The 15,461-nt window shown below is 61.1% G+C and carries 14 protein-coding genes and 2 pseudogenes; 3 read left to right on the top strand and 13 right to left on the bottom strand.

The annotated features are described in order from the left end of the window. Positions 1 to 18: 18 nt before the first annotated feature. The 4 genes from BMW76_RS23410 to BMW76_RS23390 form a co-directional block, all read right to left on the bottom strand. Positions 19 to 327, bottom strand: coding sequence for a hypothetical protein (locus BMW76_RS23410; protein ID WP_090869451.1), 309 nt, complete (start codon positions 325 to 327; stop codon positions 19 to 21). 566 nt (positions 328 to 893) lie between these two features. Then, entirely contained in the window at positions 894 to 1,349 is a 456-nt protein-coding gene (locus tag BMW76_RS23400) for a YeeE/YedE family protein (protein WP_090869447.1), read from the bottom strand. Between the two features lies 1 nt (position 1,350). Further along, the gene (locus BMW76_RS23395) at positions 1,351 to 1,785 is read right to left on the bottom strand and encodes a YeeE/YedE family protein (RefSeq protein ID WP_090869445.1); all 435 of its coding nucleotides are present in this window, start codon (positions 1,783 to 1,785) and stop codon (positions 1,351 to 1,353) included. 11 nt (positions 1,786 to 1,796) lie between these two features. Beyond that, a complete protein-coding gene (locus BMW76_RS23390; RefSeq protein ID WP_090869443.1) occupies positions 1,797 to 2,117 on the bottom strand; it encodes an ArsR/SmtB family transcription factor in 321 nt (106 codons plus the stop codon). An 84-nt stretch (positions 2,118 to 2,201) separates the two neighbouring features. On the opposite strand from BMW76_RS23390, the pseudogene BMW76_RS41660 reads away from it, so the two are divergent. Further along, positions 2,202 to 2,432, top strand: a pseudogene (locus tag BMW76_RS41660) (MBL fold metallo-hydrolase); the annotation flags it as partial. Here BMW76_RS41660 and BMW76_RS40460 read toward each other — a convergent pair. Continuing rightward, positions 2,364 to 2,507, bottom strand: a pseudogene (locus BMW76_RS40460) (MBL fold metallo-hydrolase); the annotation flags it as partial. The pseudogenes BMW76_RS41660 and BMW76_RS40460 overlap by 69 nt on opposite strands. A 357-nt stretch (positions 2,508 to 2,864) precedes the next feature. Here BMW76_RS40460 and BMW76_RS23380 point away from each other — a divergent pair. Continuing rightward, positions 2,865 to 3,395 carry an aspartate carbamoyltransferase gene (locus BMW76_RS23380; protein ID WP_218162549.1) on the top strand — a complete coding sequence of 177 codons (531 nt, stop codon included), beginning with the start codon at positions 2,865 to 2,867 and terminating at the stop codon, positions 3,393 to 3,395. A gap of 39 nt (positions 3,396 to 3,434) precedes the next feature. Here BMW76_RS23380 and BMW76_RS23375 read toward each other — a convergent pair whose 3' ends face one another. The 5 genes from BMW76_RS23375 to BMW76_RS23355 all read right to left on the bottom strand — a co-directional run bounded on the left by BMW76_RS23375 (position 3,435) and on the right by BMW76_RS23355 (position 12,331). Next, positions 3,435 to 5,501: a phosphocholine-specific phospholipase C gene (locus BMW76_RS23375; protein ID WP_090869670.1), complete on the bottom strand. Its 2,067-nt coding sequence runs from the start codon at positions 5,499 to 5,501 to the stop codon at positions 3,435 to 3,437. Positions 5,502 to 5,851: 350 nt separating this feature from the next. Continuing rightward, a complete protein-coding gene (locus tag BMW76_RS23370; protein WP_090869668.1) occupies positions 5,852 to 6,976 on the bottom strand; it encodes an ABC transporter permease in 1,125 nt (374 codons plus the stop codon). 2 nt (positions 6,977 to 6,978) lie between these two features. Continuing rightward, a complete protein-coding gene (gene rbbA, locus BMW76_RS23365; RefSeq protein ID WP_090869666.1) occupies positions 6,979 to 9,717 on the bottom strand; it encodes a ribosome-associated ATPase/putative transporter RbbA in 2,739 nt (912 codons plus the stop codon). A 44-nt stretch (positions 9,718 to 9,761) separates the two neighbouring features. Continuing rightward, positions 9,762 to 10,838: an HlyD family secretion protein gene (locus BMW76_RS23360; protein WP_090869441.1), complete on the bottom strand. Its 1,077-nt coding sequence runs from the start codon at positions 10,836 to 10,838 to the stop codon at positions 9,762 to 9,764. Next, positions 10,835 to 12,331 carry an efflux transporter outer membrane subunit gene (locus BMW76_RS23355; RefSeq protein ID WP_090869439.1) on the bottom strand — a complete coding sequence of 499 codons (1,497 nt, stop codon included), beginning with the start codon at positions 12,329 to 12,331 and terminating at the stop codon, positions 10,835 to 10,837. Before BMW76_RS23355 ends, BMW76_RS23360 begins: the two co-directional genes overlap by 4 nt. 207 nt (positions 12,332 to 12,538) lie before the next feature. Between BMW76_RS23355 and BMW76_RS23350 the strand changes: the two genes are divergently transcribed. Next, complete coding sequence (locus BMW76_RS23350) at positions 12,539 to 13,264, top strand: TetR/AcrR family transcriptional regulator (protein WP_090869437.1); 726 nt, start codon at positions 12,539 to 12,541, stop codon at positions 13,262 to 13,264. Between the two features lie 77 nt (positions 13,265 to 13,341). On the opposite strand, the gene BMW76_RS23345 is transcribed toward BMW76_RS23350, so the two are convergent. The 3 genes from BMW76_RS23345 to BMW76_RS23335 all read right to left on the bottom strand — a co-directional run bounded on the left by BMW76_RS23345 (position 13,342) and on the right by BMW76_RS23335 (position 15,450). Beyond that, on the bottom strand, positions 13,342 to 13,815 hold the full coding sequence (locus BMW76_RS23345) for a CreA family protein (RefSeq protein WP_090869435.1): 474 nt from the start codon (positions 13,813 to 13,815) through the stop codon (positions 13,342 to 13,344). 287 nt (positions 13,816 to 14,102) lie between these two features. Further along, a complete protein-coding gene (locus BMW76_RS23340) occupies positions 14,103 to 14,744 on the bottom strand; it encodes a hypothetical protein (protein ID WP_090869434.1) in 642 nt (213 codons plus the stop codon). A gap of 226 nt (positions 14,745 to 14,970) precedes the next feature. Continuing rightward, positions 14,971 to 15,450: a hypothetical protein gene (locus BMW76_RS23335; RefSeq protein ID WP_090869432.1), complete on the bottom strand. Its 480-nt coding sequence runs from the start codon at positions 15,448 to 15,450 to the stop codon at positions 14,971 to 14,973. Positions 15,451 to 15,461 lie beyond the last annotated feature (11 nt).

Here is a 15,461-nt window from a genome sequence, read left to right as displayed (position 1 = left end):
ACTCCCCATGCTCGCGCTTCAACGCAGCGATCCTTGGGCGGGGAAATCCTCATAGCCGGCATACGTCGCGTAGCCGAGGGCACCGGGCGCCGTACAGGCGGTTCGCGGCGCGAAGGGCGTAAAACCCGCGTGGCGCCAGCCGCGCTTCGCCTGACTGGTGATCAGCCGGTCGGTGCCGATGAGTTCGCCGAGGTAGGCGCCACTGGGCGCATAGACCTCGTTGCCGATGAAGCGTCCGACATGGCGGCCATCATGCGTCCAGAGATCGTCGCCGTCGCGGTAGCCGAAACTCGTGCCGCCCCAGGTCCACAGCCACAGCCAGCCCATCTCGTTTGCATTGCTCGCTCTGTGCATCTTGCCGCCCCTTGTGCCCAGCCATGTAGCGGCTCACACGTTATCGTCTATCCACCCACGCAGCCACTCAGCAGCCCATCCGATCGCGCCCTCGGGTGTGTCAGAGACGCAGAGATTTTTGAACATGTAGCTGAAGTATCCGTAATCCGCACCGTACTCGTCTCCGCATTCAAAATCTTCGTCACGCAAAAAGCTCGGGAGCGATACGTGTCTTTGCATTTCGAAACACTAGCTCGACATTCGTGCTCGCTATTGAAAGAGGATGAACGTATGGAGCTCGCCCCGTGGCTCCGCATTCTTCCAGTGCGACGCACGCATTTTTGTACATGCGCCTCCAGAGATCGATCAACGGTCTGTCAAGTCGTAGCATGTGCACGGCAATGTGCACGCCCTGTCATCAGAGTGAAGCCGACGTTCGGATGTCCGCCGGAAAGGCCGCGGTCGTGCACGGCGCTAATGACAATGACGTTCTCCATCGATTTTCCTTTCTCTTTCTCCGGGGCGTTCAAAGGATCGGTTACAGTCGCGCCGGTGCGTGCTTACGCTCGCTGCATGGATGACTTTGCGCGTTCGACAAGCTCGAAAACGGCCATGCCCGCTACCATGGCCGCCACAAAACCGAAGGCTTTCGGATAGCCCGCGCCGAGCGCAACCAGCGCAGGACCCGGACAGAAGCCGGCCAGACCCCAGCCGATACCGAATGCGGCGCTGCCGAGAACCAGCCTCGGTGTGATACCCGTGCTGCCCGGCAGTTGCATCGGTAATCCGAGGATTGATTGCTTGCGGCGTTTGGCCACGAAAAACGCAAGTGAGCCGACGGCAATGGCACCCGCCATCACAAAGGCCAGTGAAGGGTCCCAGCGCCCGGCGAGGTCCAGGAAACCCAACACCTTGGCCGGATTGGCCATGCCGGAAATCATCAGGCCCATGCCAAAGAGGAGGCCCGCGGGGAGCGCCGCAATGGGTGCCACCCGGCATGCAATAGGAACTGCCATGTCAACCTCCGATCAGGTGTCGTTGCACGAAAACAGTCAGAAACCCCGCCGCCATGAAGGTTGCGGTTGCGACCAGCGAGCGGACGGACCCGCGCGACAGGCCGCACACACCATGGCCACTCGTACAACCGCTCGCGTAGCGGGTGCCGATGCCCACGAGAAGACCGGCGACTACGATTTCGCGCCAGTCCGCCTCGATATCCAGGTGTGCAGGCTTGCCGAGCAGGCCTGCAATGACAGGCACTCCCACGAGGCCAACGAGAAAGGCGAGACGCCACCCGATGTCATTGCGCGGCCAGTTCAACAGGCCGCCCAGGATTCCGCTGATGCCGGCAATGCGTCCGTTGAACAACACCAGCGCGGCGGCTGCGAGACCGATGATGAGGCCGCCCGCCAGTGAGAGGCCGGGGGTGAAATGGATGAGGTCTATCTGCATGATTCCGTTCCTCACTGCTTCGCACAGAACTGTTCGTAAAGCACGGCCATGACGGCGAGCGCCTGCGGGCTCGCCACTGAATAGAAGATGTTTTTGCCCTCCCGGCGCGTGTTCACCAGGCAGTTTTCCCTCAGTATGCCCAACTGCTGCGAAAGGGTGGGCTGCCGGATACCTAGCTGTTCTTCCAGCTCGCCGACGGACAGCTCTCCTTGAGAAAGCTGGCACATCAGCAGCAGACGGTCGGGATTGGCGAGCACCTTCAGCAGCGCGCATGCGTTGGCGGCGGCGCCCTGCATCGTGGCGAGGTCGATGCTTGAACTGGACGGTTTCATGGCTCTTTACAATTTACATATCGATAGTATATTTAAAAACATAATGTTTGCGAATGGAATGTGTTCCATCTGAGGAGGCTCCCCATGCAACCGATCATTCACCCGTTCTTCGACCCCGTGACCTGTACAGTGACCTACGCGGTCCGCCGGCAAGGTAATCCTGGCTGCGCCATGATCGATTCGGTGCTCGACTATGACCCGAAGGCGGGGCGGACGTCGACGGCAAGCGCGGACAAGGTCATCGCGTTCGTGCGCGAACATGGGTCGGTTGAAGAGCTTCGCGAACACGTCCTGCACGCGACGGATGTGCTGGCCAATCGCAATGCGGCCGCCCAGCTGCCGCTTCAGATATGCCGCAGCAGACAGGTGGTCGGCATGCGCATGTGTCTCTCGATGGCACGAGACCGTCTGGCCTCGCATGGTTGCTCAAGGAGCGTATTCTGCCGCCAGCTCTACTGGGACGCGATGCTGAAGCGGCCGCGAGTGGATGGCGCATCCGGTTCTCGTGGATTGACGAGTTGGGCTCAACGTGGAATTCAGCATCCGGAAAATCTCAGGCAGTTTCTGCTGCAGTCAGTCCTTAGGTTCTATCGGGGCTCGTATTGTCTGTATGGAGCGAAGACGCACTCGCGATCGAGCCCTGCAAATTGAACGTCGAAGAATAGCCGACGCGTCGCAAGTGCCCCGCGCACGTCTCATGAGGCCATTTCGGTGAATCGCGCATCAGGTCGTAATTGGAGAGCTCACGTGAAAACACGCAAGCGCATCCTGCTCGCAACGGTTGTTATCGCATTGGTTACGAATGCGGGCGGAGTTTATTCTTCGGATGTCCAGCGCCAGGCACAGATAGCGGGACGGAGTGCAGATGTGATGCCGTTCAGCCTTAAGGCGACGACGCACTACTTCACCAGGACAAAAGACGGAGGCGTCCAGCGTGTCATCGTCAAGGACGCGTCCGATGCACAGCAGATTGCGCTGGTGCGTGAACATCTGCGCGCCATCCAGCAGCAATTCCGCAATGGGGACTTTTCCGGGCCGACGCACATCCACGGTCAGGCGATGCCGGGCCTTGCCGAACTGAAGGCAGCCAAGCCGGGACAAATCGAAATCGAGTACAAGGACGTCCATGCGGGGGCAGAATTGATCTACCGCTCTGCGGACAAGATGCTCGTGAACGCGTTGCATGAATGGTTCGATGCACAGCTGTCCGACCACGGCCCTAATGCAAAGGCCGGCCATGAGCATCACCATAATGCCCGCGATATGACGATGCAGTAATCACGTTTGACCGGCGTTGCACTGAGATCGGATTTGCCATCACGCGGCAGCCGGATCGCTAATAAGGTCTTCTCCATTTTCGATGCGGCCCGCGAAACGCCGCAGAAATCCCGGCTGTACATCCACGGTCACGCTGAAGTCGTACCAGTTTCCACTTGACGACACAGGCCAGCTGGTTGTCGTTGTACCACCTGCCGCCAACGGAAAGTTCCATGGGCCATCGGTGCGATATGCGTTCGATGTGACTGTGAACCGGCACCGTGCGTGGCCCGAATTGATCATGTGCAGGCAGACGGCGCTATTTGCCTGATCGCAGGTGACGCGGATCTCAGGATTAGCGGATGCGATGCCCGATGTCTCGGCCATGTCCCCTGCGAACGTCCTGAGAAAGCCATTCGGTCCACGCAATGCAATCGAATAACGTGTGCCGGCGAAGTGGACATGGCTCCAGCTATCGGAGACCTGTGTTCCCGCCCGAAGCGCATAACGTCGGGGCGGATTCGTGCATGTGGCGAGGTCATACGCTGAAAGCGCGGCGCCCGCTTTCCCGTCGTTGCTTATCAGAAGCGAGAGGGTTGCGCTACCGGTATCCACATGTGCGGTCGCATGAAGCGCGTAGGGCAATGCCCGTGAGGGTCGCGTACCGGGCTCCTGCCTCGGTTTCGACTGCACTGCGGGTATTTCCGGCTCCGGTAGCGACCTGCATTGCCGGTTTGCGTCGGAGACGTATCGGCTCGTGTCGGGCAACCGCGGCCATGTCACATCCGCTGTCCTGAAGTCGAATGCCGACGCGAGGTCGCCGCAAACAGAGCGGCGCCATGCACTGATGTTGGGGCATCGAATCTGGAAACGCCGCTCGATAAACTGGATGATCGATGTGTGATCGAATATTTCCGAACAGACGTAGCCGCCCCTGGACCAGGGTGAAATGACCGTCATCGGCACCCGGAAACCAAGACCAATGGGCAAGCCTTCATAAATCTCGCCGTTCGTAGCGATGGTCGTCTTGCCTTCCGCGTCGGTAGCTGGTGGCGTTGGCGGTGGTTCGTGATCGAAAAAGCCGCCTTGCTCATCGTAGTTCAGCAAGAACACAGTGTGAGACCAGACGTTCGGATTCGCGACGAGCCCCGCAAGCAATCGCGCAGTGAGGTCTTCACCGGCCTGCGGATGATAGTTCGCATGCTCGGATAAGGCGGTTGGCGCAATGATCCACGACACCTGAGGCAGCACACCCGCTGCGACGTCCGCCGCGAAAGCGCGTGCAATGTCATCGACGGCTGCCATCCCCTTGCGGTACAGCGCGCTTGACGTCGAAGCCGACTTGAAGCTATGAAACAGCGCAAGTGCATTGTCGTCAAAGTTGTCGGCTTGTTGATAAACCCGCCAGCTGATACCGGCCGCTTCAAGGGTTTCCGCGACCGTTGGCCATCCGAAGCCCGCCGCTGGTGCGACATTGTCAAGCGTGGGCACAAAACCAGCCGAGAGACCGCTGCTGCCACTAAACAGATGCAGCCGGTTCGGGTTGGTCTGCGTCAGCGTCGACGCGTAATACTGATCGCAAATCGTGAAGGCGTCGGCCAGTGCGTAATAGAAGCGCAGGTCGTTGCGCGTGAAGTAGCTCATGCCAAGGCCGGGAAAGCGAGCCTTGTTCCATTCATTGCACAGCCCCCTGTTCCACATGGCAATGTCAACAAGGTAATTCATCGAGGGTGCCCGCGTGCATGTTGCACGCGTCAGACGGGTGTCCATATGGAACGGCAGGATGTAGCCAGTAGCGGCGGGTTGCTTCCACACTGGATCGCCATTGGGCAGTGCGATTGCCATCCGGTCGTTGAATCCTCGCACGCCTCGAAGCGTGCCGAAGTAATGGTCGAACGAGCGGTTCTCCTGCGTGAAGATCACGATGTGCCGGACATCGTTGATCGTGCCCGTGCTCATGCTGGCGTGCGCCGTGAGCGCTTTGCGAATCAACTCGGGCGTCAGCGCGGCGACTGTGGATGCGCCTAGCGCGCCCGCTGTCATCCGGAGGAATTTCCGACGCGGTTTGCTTGCGTGCCTTGTACCCGCTTCATGATCACGACGTTTGGATCGGTCGGTGCTTGTCATGATCAGAACGTTCCCCAGCAACGTTGATATTTGCGAACGGCTCGATGGAACGCAGCATTCACTGCTGGTTTTGACGGCTCACTCCTGAGGTATGGTAGGTGCCGATCCTTAAAGAAAGGTTAAGGTAAAGCCTGAGGAATGACCACCGTTCAGCGAGCGATGAGAAATCCGCGGTTCGCGCAAGGCCCGCGAGGCCCAATACATCGGCGCCGTGCAGATTTCAATGCCTTGAAATGAGTATTTCAAAGAGTAGGCGGCGGGTTTTTCTGTGCGTGCCCAAGCCCTGTCGTTACAGCGGATACGGATAACCAGTAGCGCCAGTCAGCCCGCGACGGTGGGTCAATGACTGGCTACGCCATCTGACTGATGGTCTTGCGGAACCGCCGCAGCGACAGCGCAAACAGCGCGGTACCGATCGCGAGCAATGCGCAGAAGGGTTTCCACACCACGTCAATCCCGGCGCCTCGATAAAGTATTGCCTGACCCAGTTCGACGAAATGCGTCGTGGGCGCGGCGAGCATGATGTCCTGCACGATCCGCGGCATGCTCTCTCTTGGCGTTACGCTGCCCGAGAGCATCTGCAAGGGCAGCAGCACGAGCACGATCAGCATGCCGAACTGGGGCATGCTGCGTGCGAGTGTCGCGAGAAAAATGCCCATCGACGTCGTGGCGAACAGGTGCAGCGCGGCACCCATCATGAAGAGCGCCACCGATCCTTCCACGGGCACGTGCAGCGCACCACGGACGACGAACGTCAGCGAGAACGCGGCCGCGGCCAGCACGACGAGCCCCATCGACCAGACCTTTGACAGCATGATTTCTGTCGGCGTCACGGGCATGACGAGCAGGTGCTCGATGGTGCCGTGCTCACGCTCCCGGATCAGCGCCGCGCCGGTGAGGATGATCGATAGCATCGTGACGCTGTTGATGATCTCCATCAGCGCGCCGAACCGCACATGTTCGAGGTTCGGGTTGAAACGCATGTGCATTGCGATGTCGACGGGCAGGGGCGCGCTAGCGCGATAACGCTGCGCGAACGCTTCGACCTCGCCGCTCACGATCTGCTGCACGTAGCCGCTGCCGGTGAAGGCCTGGCTCATCCGCGTGGCGTCGACATTCAACTGGATGGCGGCGCGATGCCCCGCAAGCACGTCGCGCTGGAAATTGGGCGGAATGTCGAGCGCGAACGTGTATTTGCCGGTGTCGAGCCCCCGGTCGACCTCTGACGCCGAAATCAGTACGGGCGTGACGAACTGCGGCGGAAAGAATGCCTCGACGATGCGTGCCGACAGCGGCGATGCATCCTCGTCCACGACTGCAATGGGCGCCTTGTGCAGCGTATCCGGCTGTGCCGTGGCCGCCGAATAGATCGATACGGTGAACGTATAGACGATCAGCACGAGCATGATCGGGTCGCGCAGCAGGCTCCATAGTTCCTTGACGCCGAGCCGGTAGATGTTCGAGAGACTGCGCATCGTCATGTCTCCTGCTTGCGCAACATTGCAACGGTCAGAACCATCACCACGGGTATGGCGATGAGCAGCGGCCAGAACTGCGTTTGCAGATCCTCGAAGCCGAGAGCCTTGTTGAACACGCCACGGCTGATCGTGAACATGTAGGTGGCGGGATAGATCTGCCCGATGAACCGCCCGCTGCCTTCCATCGAAGAGAGCGGGTTGATCAACCCGGCGAACTGGACCGTGGGCACCAGTGTGCCGATCATCGTGAGGAAGATGGCTGCGATCTGGCTGCGCGTGAACGTGGACGCGAGCAGCCCGAAGCCCGTCGCGATGATGCTGAAGATGAGCACGGCTGCCAGCAGCGTCACGAAGCTGCCCTTCACAGGCACGCCGAAAGCGAATCTCGCGAGCAATGTCATCAGCAGGAAATTGAGCAACGCGAGCAGCACATAAGGCACCTGCTTGCCGAGCAGGAACTCCGTGCGCGTGACGGGCGTGACGTACAGATTGACGATCGAGCCCAGCTCGCGCTCGCGCACGACGGCTAGAGCAGTCAGCATGGCGGGCAGCATGAGCAGCAGCATCGGAATGATCGCGGGTACCATCGCGGGCAGGCTTTTCACGTCGGGGTTGTAGCGAAAGCGCGTTTCGATGTCGAGCTGCACGGCGGGGACCACACCTGGCTGATACCGTGCCTGGTCGGCGAGCCAGGCCACATGCATGCCCTGCACGTAGCCGCGTATGGTCTCGGCGCGCTGCGGCATCGCGCCGTCTATCCATGCGCCGATCTCCGCCTGTCGGCCGCGTTGCAGGTCGCGTGCGAAATTCGGCGGAATCTCGATGGCGAGAGAGAGCTGGCCGCCGCGCATGCGCCTGTCGAGGTCGTCGTAATCGACGATCGGGGCCTGCTGGATGAAGTAGCGCGAGCCGGAGATGTTCAGCGTGTAGTCGCGGCTCAGCTCGGTCTGGTCGCGGTCGAGCACGGCGAAGGTGAGGTTCTCAACGTCCATGTTGATGCCGAAGCCCATCACGCACATCAGCACGAGCGAACCCAGCAGCGCGAGCGTGGCGCGCACGGGATCGCGGCGCAATTCCAGCGCTTCGCGCCACATGTAGCTGAGCGTCCGCTCGATGCTGAAGCGGCGCTGCCTGGGTACATCGGCTGAGGTTTCGCGTCGAGGTGAGACCATCGCCGTCGAAGGCGCGGCTTCCCCTTCCAACTCGCCGCCGGCCTCTTTCAGATAGCAGATGAACGCCTCTTCGAGCGTCGCGGCGCCGCGTATGCGTACCAGCACGGCCGGTGCATCGCTCGCGAGCACCTTGCCCGCATGCATCAGCGAAATGCGATCGCAACGTTCGGCCTCGTTCATGAAATGCGTCGAAATGAAAATCGTGACGCGGTCCCGGCGGGCCAGGTCGAGCATCAGTTGCCAGAAGCTGTCGCGCGCGATCGGGTCCACGCCGGAAGTCGGTTCGTCGAGAATCAGGAGTTCCGGCTTGTGCACCATCGCCACGGCGAGCGACAGGCGCTGCCGGACGCCGAGCGGCAGGCTGACAGGCAACACGTCGAGCGCGTCGGCGAGGCCGAAGCGGCTCACCATCGCGTCGACGCGTGTGGGAATCTCGCTCTCCGGCACATGGAACAGGCGCGCGTGAAGCACGAGGTTCTGGCGCACGGTCAGTTCGCCATACAGCGAGAACGCCTGTGACATGTAGCCGACGCGCCTGCGCGTGTCGATGTCGTCGGGATCGACGGGGCGGCCGAACAGGGTGGCGGCACCTTCGGTTGCGGGCAGCAGGCCCGTCAGCATCTTCATCGTGGTCGACTTGCCGCAACCGTTCGAACCGAGAAAGCCGAAAATCTCGCCTCTGCGAATACGGAAGCTCACGTGATCGACCGCGACGAAGTCACCGAAGCGCATCGTCAGGTCATGGGCCTCGATTGCGATGTCCGCCTCGTTGCCTGCCTGTAGCGGGGTGATTCGGACGGGCTGATGGCCGCGTCGCTTTTCTTCGGGCAAGAGCGCAATGAAGGCTTCTTCCTGCGTCTTGCAGGCCGTCTGTTCGAGCAGCGCTGCGGGCGTACCCGTGGCGAGCACACGGCCGGCATCGAGCGCCACGAGCCAGTCGAAGCGCTGCGCTTCGTCCATGTAGGCAGTGGCGACGATCACACTCATGGCGGGGCGCGTTTCGCGAATGCGCGCGATCAGGCTCCAGAACTGCGCGCGGGCGAGGGGATCGACGCCTGTGGTCGGTTCGTCGAGAATCAGCAGGTCCGGGTCGTGAATCAGCGCGCAGCACAAGCCGAGCTTCTGCTTCATGCCGCCCGAGAGCTTGCCGGCGGGGCGCGACAGAAACGGATGGAGACCCGTGCTGCGCGTCAGGTCGTCGATGCGGCGGCGGCGTTCGTTGGCGTCGTGGCCGAACAGCCGCGCGAAGAACTGCAGGTTCTCTTCGACCGACAGCGTGGAATACAGATTCTTGCCCAGGCCCTGCGGCATATAGGCGATGCGCGGGCAAACGCGGTTGCGGTGATGTGCCGAAGCCATGTCGCCGTCCAGCGCCTCGACGGTGCCCTGCTGCACCTTGCGCGCACCCGAGATCAGCGCGAGCAGGCTCGACTTGCCCACGCCATCGGGCCCGATCAGGCCGACCATGCGTCCGGCCGGAATGTCGAGCGTCACGCCATCGAGCGCGACCGTCTTGCGGTAGCGAAGAACCACATTGCGCAGGCGCACGACGGGAGCGCCGCTCATCTGACCAATCGCGAGCCTGCTTGCGATGCCGGATGCAACGGTGCTCACCGCGGAACCCTGATCGCGAGCTTCTCGGGCCAGGGTACTTTGGCATCGACGCGGACCCATGCCACGCCGGGCAACCCTGTCTTGACCAGCTTCAGGTGCCGAAGCAGCAACTCGCGGCTGATACGCGCCTTGACGCGAAACATCAGCTTCTGGCGTTCGCTTGCGGTTTCGACGGTCTTCGGCGTGAATTGCGCCGTGCTCGCGACGAACGAGACCGTGGCCGGGATCACATAGTTGGGCGCGGCATCGAATACTACGCGAACTTCGGCGCCGAGCGCGACCTTGCCGGCTATCGTCTCAGGCAGGAAGAACGTCATGTAGACGTCGGAGAGGTCGACCATGTTGAGGACCTTTCCGCCCGCTGCGAGCACTTCGCCAGGCTCCGCGACGCGGTACTGCACGCGGCCGTCGCGTGGCGCGGTGAGCTCGCTGTCGACGATATCCGCATCGACCCGCGCGATGGTCGCCCGGGCGGCCACCACCATCGAGCGTGCCGCGACGAGTTGCGCACGCGTGGCGTCGATGGCGGCCACGGCGGTCGCGACCTGTGCCCTGGCCGCGTTGACGGCTGCGTCGGTACTGCGCATACGGGCGCGGTCGTCGTCGAGTTCCTGCATCGACGAAGCGCCTTCGCGCGATAGCGTTTCAGAGCGCGCGAGCTTGCGTTGCGCGGCGTCGCGTTCGGCTTCGCGCTGGACCACGACGGCCTGAGCCGCAGCCTTGTCGCTTTCGCGTTGCGTGACCTGCGCCTCGACGCTCGCCGCGTTGTTGATAGCCTGTTGATGTTGTGCGCGCGCCTCGTCGAGTTGCGCCTCGAGGACCGTGACCTGCATTTTCGCGAGCGGCTGGCCCGCTTTTACGAAGTCGCCTTCATCGACATAGATGCTGTCCACGCGGCCGGCGAGCTTCGTTGCCACGTCGATCTCGGTGGCTTCGATGCGTCCGTTGCCGCTCGCAAACGCATCGCCGGGGCCGCCCTCGTGCAAGTGGGTCCACGCGTAATAGCCTGCGGGCGCCGCGATCAGCAGCGCGGTGGCGGCGATTATCTGTTTTCTTGTGATTGCGACGTTCATTGCGACGGGACCTGTGGTGTCGAATGTCCTGCTATCGAGGGCGAGTCATTGGCTCCGGCCTCGCGCTCGACGTTGCCACCGAGCGCGGCGTAGAGCGCGACACGACTCGACAGCAGCGCGCGGCGCGTCTGCACGAGTTGCTGCTGCGCGTTCAGCAGGTCGCGCTGCGCGTCGAGCACTTCGAGGAATGGCGTCGCGCCGTTGTCGTAGCGTAGCCTCGCGAGCCGTGCGCGTTCGGTCTGGGCATCGAGCGTGGCGCGCGCGGACTGTACCTGGTCGGCAAGCCATTCGCGGGCCGACAACGCATCGGCCACGTCGCGGAACGCGGACTGAATGCTCTTCTCGTACTGCGCCAGTGCCTCTTTCTGGCGAGCCTCTTCAAGTTGAAGGTTGCTGCGGTTGCGGCTTGCATCGAAGATCGGCAACGATACGCTCGGCAGGAAAATCCACGAGCCCGTGTTTGCTGCGAACAGGCTGTGAAGCGCAGTACTGCTGCTGCCTATCGAACTCGTGAGCGTGATGCGTGGGAAGAATGCAGCGCGCGCCGCGCCGATGTCGGCGTTGGCCGCGCGCAGCTGATGCTCGGCGGCCACGATGTCCGGGCGATTCTCGAGTAGTTGCGAGGGCAGGCCAGCCGCGAGGCCGGCACGAATGCTGCCGTCGTCGAGCTGCGATGGAGGCGATAGTCTTGCCGGCGCGCCGACGAGCACGTCGAGCGCGTGAGCGTCGGCGGCGCGCGCCTGTTCCAGTTGGGCGACGAGCGTCTGAGCCTGCTCGAGCAGAATCTCCGACTGCGTCAGATCGAGTCTCGAGATCGCGCCGACTTCAAAGCGGCGCCGGAAAATGCGTAGAGATTCACTGCGGCTCGCAATCGTCTGGCGCGCAATTGCAATGCGCTCGTCGAACTCGCGTAGGACCAGGTAACTGTCGGCGACCTGCGTGACAAGGCTGAGAGTCGCGGCGCGGCGCGATGCGTCGCTCGCCAGAAAGTTTTCCAGCGCGGCGTCCTTGAGGTTGCGCACGCGGCCCCAGAAATCGAGTTCCCAGTTGCTTTCCATCAGGCTCACGCTATAGCCACCGCCGATGAGCGGCCCGCTGGCCAGAATGCCGCCCGGTGCACGGAAGCGGATGTATGATGCCCCCGCGTTGACAGTAGGGAACTGTTCGGCGCGGCGCACACCGTACGTTGCGCGCGCCTCTTCGACACGCTGAACGGCAATGCGCAAGTCGCGATTGTGCTCCTGCGCTTGCGTGATCAACGACTGAAGCTGTGGGTCTGGAAAGTACTCGCGCCAGTCCAGGTCAGCGGCAGATGTCTGGCCTGCGTCTGGCGCATCGGCGGGCCACGAACCGGGCACGGGCAGCGCGGGGCGTTCGTAGTGAGGCGCGAGCGACATGCAGCCGGACAGCGACAACGTGAGGATCACGACGGACGCACGGAGCGCGCGGGCGTGTTGCCTCAGACGTTCGCCGGGAACTGCGTGTTTGCGCATGGCATTACTGAAGAAAGGGGTGAGTTTGCATCGCTGCTTTCACGCATCGCGCGTCATGCGTTCAATGTTCGATACGTGCACCGAGGCGTGCAGATTCCTCGTTTTTATAGCTGCTCGATAGCCGTGCACCGTTGATACAAGTCAATCGGGATACCGACCAGTCGGTATTTACTTCCGCTGTGCTGCTGGAATTCGGCTGGGTTCGATATGGCTGGTATTCAACGTGATATTCCGGCGAGTGAGGAGACGCACGAGATGATCAGAGAGACCCGCGTTCGTCAACGGCTTCCGGCCGACGTTCGTATTCGCCAGATACTCGACGCTGCGTTCGCGGAATTTTCAACGCGCGGCTTTACGTGTACGCGCATCGATGACATTGCAGCACGTGCCGGCGTGTCGAAGGGTGGAATCTATACGCACTTCGACAGCAAGGAAGAGGTATTGCACGCATTGCTCGAGCGTCTGTTGCTCACGTCGTTGATGGATGTGCCCGCGTTCCTCGAGGGTGAGGTCACGCTCGAGCGTGTGGCTGATCTGCTGGCCGGTGAACTGTATGAGTGGGCGGTCAGCCCACCCGTGGTGGCCATGCTGCGGCTGCTGATCGCGGAGAACGCCCGCTTGCCCAGCCTCGTCGAGCAATGGCAGGAGCGCACGGAGAATCGCTTTGTGGACGCAATTGGGAAGATGCTGACGAAGGGCATCAAGCAGGGGCATTTCCGCCCGGGCGCGGCGACGCAAACACCGCTGCTGCTGATCGCTCCCATTGCGCAGATGTGCCTTCGGCAAACAATCCGTGCAACGCCATTCACGGAGATCGCGCTGATTCGCTACCAGACAGCATACAGGCAGCAGCTAATGGAAATGCTTTCGCCATCGTCAGGGGATGGCAATGGCAATTCGCCAGTTCGCGCGTTACAGGATAGATTCGGCTAACCTGCAATGGCAATGCAGCCATTGCATGCACGCCAAAGAACCTCGCGGTTCTGCTGGCGCCCTGATCGTCACATTGCCTATTCCGGGGGGCGCCTTCCTCGCACCGGCAATTGGATCACATCGACGTGGCCGGGCAGATCTCCTGCCAGTTCGTTTTCGTTGTAACTGAAATACACGACCGCTAATCGGCTCGGGTCCAATACGCGAATCACGTGAAGCACTTTGAAAACGGGATCAACGGATTCGTCGAACACTTGCGCCTGCTGGGGAACCTGAGCCGGAGTAGTCAGCTTGCCGACCTGATGACAGGATATCTGGGCGTCAGGTGTTCGCGGCGTCGGATAGGTACCGCCGAGTGAATGCTCGTTGTGCGACCTGGAAACGTAGCAGGTTACGCCCTTCAGAAGGGGATCATCGAACGCGGAGATCTCGATCTGTCCACCATAGCGCTGCGAATGTGTCGCGATTCTCGCCAGTTCCTGGCCGTGAAGAGGGACGGATATCGCGAGCGCGATTGCCGCACACGAAAGAAAGGTAAGCCGACATGTCATGACCGTGCCTCCTCAGGCTAGGCAGAACCCTCCCCGCGAAAATCTCTCGACGTTTATCTGTTTTCTTTTCAGCCAGACTATGGCTTCCCGCCGAGTGGGAATTGACGCACATCAACGACCCGGACGGCCGCGATGTGGTGCAGATATGTGACGGCTGTCGGAGTCCGTAAGCACACGGGGAGCGTCATCGATTGTGAGGGGCCGCACTGTTCTCTTCAACGCACGTGTTCGCACTTCACAAATGCGCTCCGTTCAGAAAGGGGGATAAAACGACGTGTCCGCTGCGTTCAATGCTTCGCGGTATGACCGCGTCCGCCGACCTCTGTTTTACTCATTGCGCGTCGCCACTTCAACTTGCGCTCTTCGATCAGCATCTTCCAGTCGAGCTTTGTGATGATGTACACGAAGCCAAGCAACGCTACCTGCATGACGACAAAGTAGCCGCTCAGATATCCGCCCTCGAACTGGAACTCGGGATCGGCATAGGTGGACGCGAGCCTTCCGAGGTGAGCCCAAATCGAATAGCTGATCGTGCGGCCCGCAAAGAATGCAGCGCCGATGATAGCAAGCGGCAACCCTGAGAGCCCATATGCAATGAAGAGATAGTTCGAAGGGAAGGGACCGAGTGCGTAGAGGAAGAATGCACCTACGGTCAGCTTCTTTCGCTTCTTGAGCCACGCTTCGACGACTTCGATGTTTTGCCGGTCCGATTCGCGCATCAGCCGTCCTCGCACCAGCGATCGTGCAAATGTCGCGAGTACGAGTCGTCCGATGGTCGCTGCGCCGGCTGCAACGACGGCGAGCAGGAATGGATTGACCTCGGCGACGTTGAAGCCGACCCAGGACATCGCCATCCACGTAGGCGGGGCGAACGCCGGCATGAGGTTAAGCAGCAAAACGACAACGAACAGCGTCGCCAACGTCGACATGACTGTTTTCCTCAAGCGAGCTACCGCCCGTCGACACACGCCCTACAGCGATTTGTGCGCAGGACACGCGAGAAGAGGTTAATGCGCGCTGCGATTCAAGCGTTTGTCGTGCCGACGAGCACCTGCGGGTTTGTGCAAGATGAGCGGCCGTCCGCAACACCGCTCGCCGGAATCCGTTGCCTTCGCGGTTCGACAGAAGGTCAGAATGTTGAGAGCCGTGTTGCCATCAGAAGCGATGGTCGTAGTTGAACCGGATGCTTGTCGGCTTCGATTGATCCTTTTGGGTAACGGTCAGATCGACGTGATAAATGCCACTCCATGGCATTTCGAAGTCGTTGCCATACGTGACGGCATTGCCAATCTTGACGGGATCAAGCCGTTTCTCAACCGGTTTGCTGTGAAATCGAGTGTCGTTGCGCCGGGGTCCTTTCACGCTGGCGAGTACGGTGGCATCGCTCAGACGCCTGCCCGTGGCGCTATCGAAGATCGCAACAGTCAAATGATAGGTATCCGGGTTCACAGCGCCGACATCGCTGGCGGCTGTCCTGGCGGAGTCCGCCGCCTTACTGGCGGGGACGATACCGTAGTGGACGGTGAGTCCGTGTGCGCTGACGCTGCGTGAGGCCTCGCCTGCGTGAGCGACGGTAAACATCGCGATGAATAGTGATGCAAATACCGCCACGTAAAGCTGTAGTCGTTTGCGCATTTGAATCCTCT

The organism is Paraburkholderia diazotrophica (assembly GCF_900108945.1).
GTDB lineage: Bacteria > Pseudomonadota > Gammaproteobacteria > Burkholderiales > Burkholderiaceae > Paraburkholderia > Paraburkholderia diazotrophica.
Note: the sequence above shows the minus strand (reverse complement) of the source record. Positions and strands in the feature narration are given on the sequence as shown.